We start from the raw sequence: 6,989 nt of genomic DNA, 5'->3' as shown, positions 1-6,989 counted from the left end.
TTGCAATCAGTCCGTAAAGTAGCTTTAAAATCGTGGCGGCAACGACGAGCAGAAGCATCTTGCGCACGAATTTTACGTCGCATCGCATCACTAGGCTTGAGCCTGCGAAGCTGCCCGCGATCTGTCCGACCGCCATCACCGCTCCGACGAGCCATAAAATTTGCCCGCCGATGATAAAAACGCCCAAAGAGACGATGTTTGAGGTGAAATTTAAAACTTTCGTGTGTGCGACCGCCTTTTTCATATAAAGCCCTAAAATTCCCACGAGTGCAAACGTCCAAAACGAGCCCGTACCAGGGCCGAAAAATCCGTCGTAAAACCCTAAAACAAGCCCAAAAATCGCGTAAAAGCTCTTTTTTGACATCTTGGGTTTGGCGGGCGCTTCGCCTAGGTTCGGCGAAAAAATCATATAAAAGAAAAGCGCCAGCAGTAGGATCGGAATGAGGTAGTTTAGGAATTTCGCATCGATTAGGAGCAGGACATAAGCGCCGACGAGCCCGCCTACGAACGTAAAAATCACGCCGCGCAGGATCTCCGCCGCATCGACATAGCCCTTGCGGATGAAATTTAAAGCGGCGGTGAAACTTCCGAAACTGCCTTGAAATCTATTTGTGGCGATCGCTACATGCGGCGGAACGCCCACGGCAAGCAGCGCAGGCAGCGAGATCAGCCCGCCGCCACCCGCGATCGAGTCGATAAATCCGCCGAAAAACGCCGCCGCAAAAAGCACCGCAAACTGCCAAAGCTCAAGCTCCATTTTTGTCCTTTTTTTCAAATTACGCAGACGGGCGCCCGCGAGTGTCTGCAAAAAATTCCGCGCAATTACGATCGCAAACCACCATGCGCCGTAAAACGCATGCGAGCGCCTGCTAAAATTCCGTGCAATTTTATAAAATTTCGCGGAATTATATCGGATTTTGCTGCGCCTCTCTGCTTAAATTTTATGAAATTTACCGCGCGATTGCTGTTTTAGCTCCATGCAATTTATCGCGTCGCGCACGAGCTGCAAAATTTCATAAAATTTTTGCAACGCAAAGCGGCAGAATTTTACCAAAATTCTGCAAGACAGCCCTATAAATTTATGCGGCTATCCGTAAAATTTGTGAAATTTTACGAAGCGATCTCTTGCCGAAATTCCATAAAATTTCGGCACGCTGTACTCAAGACGTACGGCAAAATCCATAAAGTCAGCCCTATTTATGCGTCAAAATAGCGCAAAATTCCGCCGTGCAATCACGCTAAAGCTTCATAAAATTTCATCGCGCGTGTTAGGTAAAATTTCGCCGACTTACTTCGCAGTTTTGCCGAGGCTCGCGCTCAGTTCGGGTAAAATTTTATCTATCTCGCCGCTCTGTCCGAGGCGATACAGCGCGAAGTCGTATTTGATAGGGTCGCTCGGATCGAAGCGTCCTAAGCTTTGCGTAAGCTGCAAAACCGCCTCAAAATCGTAACTCTTGCGATCGATCAGCCCAAGCTTAAGCGAAACTTTATGCGTGTGGGTATCGAGCGGGATGAGGAGGCGCGATTTTTCGATCTTTTTGTACAGCCCCAGATCGATGTCGCTGTCGCGCACCGCCCAGCGCAGGAAAAGATTGTAGCGCTTGTACGGCGACGTGGGCTTTTGCGAGAAGCCGCGCCCGAAAAAAAACTCATACCCCGGGCTGCGGTAGGGATTTAATTTGTAAATTTTGCTGATTAAAAAATTTATCCCATCCTCGATCCGTCCGCTTTTTTGCATGCCGCAAAGCACGCTCTCCTCGATGCTAAGGCTGTTTTTAAGCCGCTTTAAAGTTATAAAAATTTCAGCGACGTCGCGCGGGCTTTGAAATCTATATTTTTTGCCCGCAAGCTCCGCTGCTATGCGCTCATCGCTCGCGTCCAAAAGCGAAAAATCAAGCGAGCGGAGGAATTTTAAAATTTGAGCCGCGCTCCCGTAAGCAAACAGCGCGCAGATAAGCGCCGAGACGTCGTTTCGTTGTTGCTTTGCGACCTGCAGCGGATCGGGCGCTCCGAAAAGATCCGCGTCGCAATTTTTCAAATCGGCGTAATAATCTAAAATTTGCTTTAAGCTTTTCATTTTGCGTAGTAACTCATCGTCGTAGCGCCGAATTTACGCGATTTAAGCAGCGCGAAATCGCCGATTTTAGGCGACAGCTCAAGCTCGCTCATATGCTCGATCGCGATTAGCAGCTCGCACTGCGCAGAGCCCAGGCGCGCTATCAGCGCCAGCACCCGCTCGTAAATCTCACCAAAGCCCTGCCTGATCGCAAACGGCGGATCCAGATAGACAAACACTCTGCGCGCGGGATCAGATACGGAATTTTCTCTGGAATTTGCAGTATGGCTCTCGCTAGAATTTGCAGCAGAGCATTCGCTAGAATTTGCGGCAGGGCTTTCGCATAAACCGCAGGCTAAATCTTCACTGGAATTGGCGGCGAAATTTTTTCCTGAACCGTGGGTTGAATTTACGCTTGGGCGCGAATTTTCTTCGCAACTAGCACCAAAATTACCACTAGAATTCGCAGTGGAATTTTTTCTTGAATCATAGATGAAATTTGCGTTTGAATGTAAATTTTCTCCGTAGCTAGCGTTAAAATTTTCGCCTAAATTTAAGATTTCTTTCTCTTCGCAGCTCGCGCCTAAGCCCGTACCGCGATTTGCGTCAAAATTAGAGCTCTCGCCGCATTTTGAGCTTAAATTTACGTTGCAATTAACGGTCTCGGTGCCGCTCGCGTCGTATTTCGAAGCGCAGTTATTGTCAACCTTTTCGCCAAAGCTCGCGGCGTCCGTGGCTAGCGAATTCACGCGGTATTTTATATTAGAAGCGCCCGCATAATCGCCAATCTGGGCACAACCGCCAAAACCCTCGCTTGCGCAATCAGCATTTGTGCCGCCCTGCGCGCCATTTTGCGTGCCGTAAGACACGCTGTTTTGCGTACCGCATTTTACAAAATCTTTCACGCCGCTTTGCGTGCCGCGGTATCTGTCCTCGCCCTGCTCTACGCTACTAAAGCTTTTGCGACAACCCTCTTTTTCGCTGCTTAAATTCTCACAGCAGGCGGCATCGGAAGCGCGGTTTTTGTCTAAATTTTTGCCGCTCAAATTTAGCGAATTCGCGCCCGAGCGTCCGTTCATATCCGCTTGCAGCTCGTGCAAAATTTCGGGTAGTCGCTCGAAGCAATCGCCCAAAATCGCATTTGCACCGAGCCTAAAAAGCTCGAAATTTTTCCGCATTATCTTATGCGCGGCGACGTCCTTTTCGATCGCATAAACGTTTTTTGCGCCGTTGCTTAGCGCTTCAAGCGCCATCGCACCGCTACCGCCGAAGCACTCAATAAACGTCGCGCCGCGCAACTGCGCTCGCCACGTATCGAAAAACGAGCCCTTTACGATGCTTTTCGTGCTGCGCGTACTCGAAAGCGCAGGCAGAGCAAGCTTTTTACCCCTATAAATGCCGCTTGAAATTTGCGTAAAGAGCGCGCCGTCAGGTTTGGAAAATTTAGCCATTTTGCCTTCTTAAAATTTCGATGATTTTTGCTTTAAACTCATCAAACAGCGCGCAAATTTCATCTTCCGCACTCGCCGTATCGCATTCGCTAAAATCTCGCTTTAACTCGCTTTGAAAATCCTCTAGCGTCGATAATAACATCTGCTTGGAAAACGGCAGCGCCAAATCTCCGTCCTCGCCGATCAAAAAGAGCGGTTTTGCCGAGCTTTGCAGCTCGTCGCTTATTATAAAGTCGCAATCCTGCGCGCTTACGGTATGGTCCTTCAAAAACAACTCCAGCGTCTTTTGCAAAATTTCGCAGTCGCAATCGATAAAAGCTTTCATCAAAGCCCCTTTTTAAATTTTATCATCTTAAATTTTTCGCCAAACTCAGCGCGCAGGTGATTGAACTGCAAAAGCGCGTTATGATAGCCATTCTCGCCGCTTTTTTGCATAAAAAGATCTAAAAGCTCAGCCGCGCCGAAGTCTATCAAAGCCGCGATCTGTCTTTTAAAATCCGCCGTCACGACGCCCGCGTCCTCAAACGCCGCACGCAAAATTTCAAAATTTACGTCGTAAGTAAGATCGCTCTTGCCATAAAAATCGCTCAAGTTTTGCACCTCAAAGAAGCTAAAAATCTCGTGGTTTCGGTAAATCCGCAGGCTAAAATCGCCGCTAGCGCCCATCTGTCCGTAATCGAAGGCTATGAAATAAAACCGCTGCGCGCTGGCGCAAATTTCGCGGGCGAAGCGAAAGTATCCTACCGGGATTTCGCCGCGCGATATGCTGAATCTGCGCGCGAGGGTCAAAATTTCGCGTTCTTTTATGGGGGCAAATTTTGCCGCGCCGCTTTCGATAAAAAGCATATTTTCGCCGTCCACCGCCTCGCATTTAAAGGCGTCGAAAAGCTCGTTCGCCACAAAGATCGCATCTTTAAATTTCGCCTCATGCGCGCTCGTGAAATGCTTTAGCGCGATCTCGTCGCTGAAGCTCTCCGCAAAGCTCGCCCGCTGTAGCTCGCGCAGGCGCTCGTGCGGCTCGATAATCGCAAAGCTAAATTTATCAAGCGCCGCCGCACCGCCCAGCGTAAAGATAGCTTGCGCTATGTCGCAAAGCAGCCGCCCGTCGTGCGAGCCGATCTCTACGATAGCGATTTTGGCGCTATCGTGCGACTTTTTTGCAGGCGCAGCGTCTAAATTTAGCTCGCTCGCCGCAAGGTTTTGCCGCGACCTATCTGGGTTCGCCGCCGCGTCTAAGCTTAACTCTTGCGTCGCGCAAAAATCCGCGCTTAGGCGTAAAATTTCGCGCGCGATGCATATCCCAAAAAAGCTTCCTACGCTCACGGCAGTGTAAAAATCGCCGCTCTTGCCGATTTTAGCGGCATTTGCGTAGTAACTCTCGTTTAGCCAGCCCTCGAAAAAATCGCTAAATTTCACGTCCACACTATCTCGTCCAGGCTCTTGCATAGGCGCGCAAAACCCTCTTTGATCTCCGGTTTTTTGATATTTAACGCAGGCAAAAATCTAAGAGTGCGCTTGCCGGATTTTAGGATCAAAAGTCCGTTTTGCAGGGCTTTGTTAAATATCTCGCTCAGATTTTTTTCATCGCGCAGCACGAGGCCTTGCATCAGACCGAGCCCCACGCGCTTTTCGATCAGGCTAGGATAGTCTGCGGCGAGCCCGTCTAGTTTTTTGATAAATCTTTTTATAGTCTTATCAAGCTTGCCGCTCGCTTTTAAAAACTGAAGCTGCGAAAGCACCGCAAGCGCCGTAGAGGTCGCCAAAAAGTTACCGCCGAAGGTGCTACCGTGCTCGCCCGGAGCGAAAATGTTTTGCTGCGCCACGCACGCGCCGATCGGCACGCCGCCCGCAAGACCTTTGGCAAAGGTGATGATGTCGGGGCGGATGCCGTAAATTTGCGACGTCGCAAACTCGCCCGTGCGATATACGCCGCACTGCACCTCGTCGGTGATCAAAAGTAGCTTTTTCTCTTTCAAAACAGCCGCCAGCCTTTGCACGCTCGCCTTATCCAGAGGCTTGATACCTCCCTCGCCCTGAACGAGCTCGATCATCACGGCGACGCTATTTTCATCGATATGCGCGATGATATCGTCGATATCGTCGAAAAATTTAAACCCGGGCATATAAGGCGCAAAAATTTCCGGATGAAATTTCTCCTGCCCCGTAGCTTGCAGTGTCGCTAGCGTGCGACCGTGGAAGGAATTTCGCAGAGTTAGAATTTCAAATTTCTTATTAGGGAAGTTTACGGTGCCGTATTTGCGCGCCATTTTGATCGCAGCTTCGTTAGCCTCCGCGCCGGAGTTGCAAAACACCGCGTAGCTGCGATAGCCTAAAAGCTCGCTAATCTTTTGAGCCAGGGCTTCTTGGGGCAGAATTCTATAGATATTTGAGCCGTGGATGATCTGCGCGGCTTGCGTGCCGATCGCTTCTAAGACGATCTCGTTTGCGTGCCCAAGGCAGTTTACGCCGATGCCCGCGCCAAAATCTACGTAGTCCTTGCCCGCTTCATCATAGACTATCGAGCCCTCGCCTCTTACTAGCGCTACGTTTACGCGCGCGAAATTATCCATCAAATAGTTCATTTTTTATACTCCACTTTAGGCAGATGCCAAGATTTGTAATAAGCCACCATGCGAAACGCAACCCCTAAAACCAGCAAAATAAGCACCGAAACTACACCGCTAAGCCCCAATCCATCAAGCACGAAATATATTAAGCCCACGCCCATGCTTATCGTGCCATAAAGCCCCGTATGCAAAAACCACGGCACTTCGTTCAGCAGTACGTCGCGCAAAATACCGCCGCCCACGCCGTTGCAAAACGCGATCAGCACCACGCCGAAAACGTTATGATTATAGCTTAGCGCAACCATCGCCCCTACGATCGAAAAGCTTACGACGTCGATCGCATCGGTTAGAATAAATAAAAATTTACCCTCCAAATCGCGGTTCTCGTAAAGTTTGGCAAAAATGGCTACGGCGCTTACCGCGAGCACGATGGTTACGGGCGCGTAGTGCGTGAACGAGTAGATCTCGCGGCTTACCAAGGTGTCGCGCATGATCCCGCCGCCAAGCGCAGTCAAAAACGCCGCGATAAAGATCCCAAGCCAATCGCAGCCCTTCTTTACGCCGAATAAAAACCCGCTCAGCGCCGCCGAAGCGATGCCTACGCACTCCGTAAACTCTAAAATACTCATATCACAAACCGCTAAAATCCTTTTAAAAACGCATTTTACAACAACTAAATATAAATTTGGGTAAAGCGCGACAGGCTGGAGAAATTTAGGTGCGGTGAGATAAATTTCAGAGCGGCGGATAAAATTTGAGCGCGGCGAATTGAAATCTACGCAGCAGAATTTTGCGAGACATAATTTTGCTAGGTAAAATTTTACGCGGCAGAATTCTACGCGGATAAAATACACAGCGTCGCTTCCGCGCAAATATAAAATTTGGACTTGAAATTTCTTGAAATTTATAAATGCC

7 protein-coding genes and 1 pseudogene are annotated in these 6,989 nt (G+C 49.3%); all 8 read right to left on the bottom strand.

The window, feature by feature from the left end:
• Nucleotides 1–757 (bottom strand): TSUP family transporter (locus Q0257_RS01145; RefSeq protein WP_298020486.1); only part of this gene is annotated, 757 nt, incomplete at its 3' end.
• Between the two features lie 531 nt (nucleotides 758–1,288).
• Nucleotides 1,289–2,077: a TIGR02757 family protein gene (locus Q0257_RS01140; protein WP_298020483.1), complete on the bottom strand. Its 789-nt coding sequence runs from the start codon at nucleotides 2,075–2,077 to the stop codon at nucleotides 1,289–1,291.
• Nucleotides 2,074–3,135 (bottom strand): RsmD family RNA methyltransferase, encoded by a 1,062-nt coding sequence (locus Q0257_RS01135; protein ID WP_366517480.1) that lies wholly within the window; start codon nucleotides 3,133–3,135, stop codon nucleotides 2,074–2,076. Before Q0257_RS01135 ends, Q0257_RS01140 begins: the two co-directional genes overlap by 4 nt.
• Nucleotides 3,133–3,507: pseudogene (locus Q0257_RS13030) on the bottom strand (RsmD family RNA methyltransferase); the annotation flags it as partial. The pseudogene Q0257_RS13030 and the gene Q0257_RS01135, both read right to left, overlap by 3 nt.
• On the bottom strand, nucleotides 3,500–3,832 hold the full coding sequence (locus tag Q0257_RS01130; RefSeq protein ID WP_298020477.1) for a hypothetical protein: 333 nt from the start codon (nucleotides 3,830–3,832) through the stop codon (nucleotides 3,500–3,502). The pseudogene Q0257_RS13030 and the gene Q0257_RS01130, both read right to left, overlap by 8 nt.
• Complete coding sequence (locus Q0257_RS01125; protein WP_298020474.1) at nucleotides 3,832–4,953, bottom strand: SAM-dependent methyltransferase; 1,122 nt, start codon at nucleotides 4,951–4,953, stop codon at nucleotides 3,832–3,834. The genes Q0257_RS01130 and Q0257_RS01125 overlap by 1 nt, the downstream gene beginning before the upstream one ends.
• The gene (locus Q0257_RS01120) at nucleotides 4,920–6,089 is read right to left on the bottom strand and encodes an acetylornithine transaminase (protein WP_298020471.1); all 1,170 of its coding nucleotides are present in this window, start codon (nucleotides 6,087–6,089) and stop codon (nucleotides 4,920–4,922) included. Before Q0257_RS01120 ends, Q0257_RS01125 begins: the two co-directional genes overlap by 34 nt.
• Nucleotides 6,086–6,703 (bottom strand): TRIC cation channel family protein, encoded by a 618-nt coding sequence (locus Q0257_RS01115; RefSeq protein ID WP_298020489.1) that lies wholly within the window; start codon nucleotides 6,701–6,703, stop codon nucleotides 6,086–6,088. Before Q0257_RS01115 ends, Q0257_RS01120 begins: the two co-directional genes overlap by 4 nt.
• Nucleotides 6,704–6,989: the final 286 nt, after the last annotated feature.

It is taken from the genome of uncultured Campylobacter sp., from assembly GCF_938018035.1.
Lineage (GTDB): Bacteria > Campylobacterota > Campylobacteria > Campylobacterales > Campylobacteraceae > Campylobacter_B.
The sequence above is the reverse complement of the archived record's forward strand: the minus strand, read 5'-3'. Positions and strand labels throughout refer to the sequence as shown.

Excerpts from the sequence above, each read along its gene's own strand:
- Q0257_RS01130 (WP_298020477.1), bottom strand. The coding sequence starts at position 3,832 with ATGAAAGCTTTTATCGATTGCGACTGCGAAATTTTGCAAAAGACGCTG.
- Q0257_RS01125 (WP_298020474.1), bottom strand. The coding sequence starts at position 4,953 with ATGCAAGAGCCTGGACGAGATAGTGTGGACGTGAAATTTAGCGATTTT.
- Q0257_RS01120 (WP_298020471.1), bottom strand. The coding sequence starts at position 6,089 with ATGAACTATTTGATGGATAATTTCGCGCGCGTAAACGTAGCGCTAGTA.
- Q0257_RS01140 (WP_298020483.1), bottom strand. The coding sequence starts at position 2,077 with ATGAAAAGCTTAAAGCAAATTTTAGATTATTACGCCGATTTGAAAAAT.
- Q0257_RS01115 (WP_298020489.1), bottom strand. The coding sequence starts at position 6,703 with ATGAGTATTTTAGAGTTTACGGAGTGCGTAGGCATCGCTTCGGCGGCG.
- Q0257_RS01135 (WP_366517480.1), bottom strand. The coding sequence starts at position 3,135 with ATGAACGGACGCTCGGGCGCGAATTCGCTAAATTTGAGCGGCAAAAAT.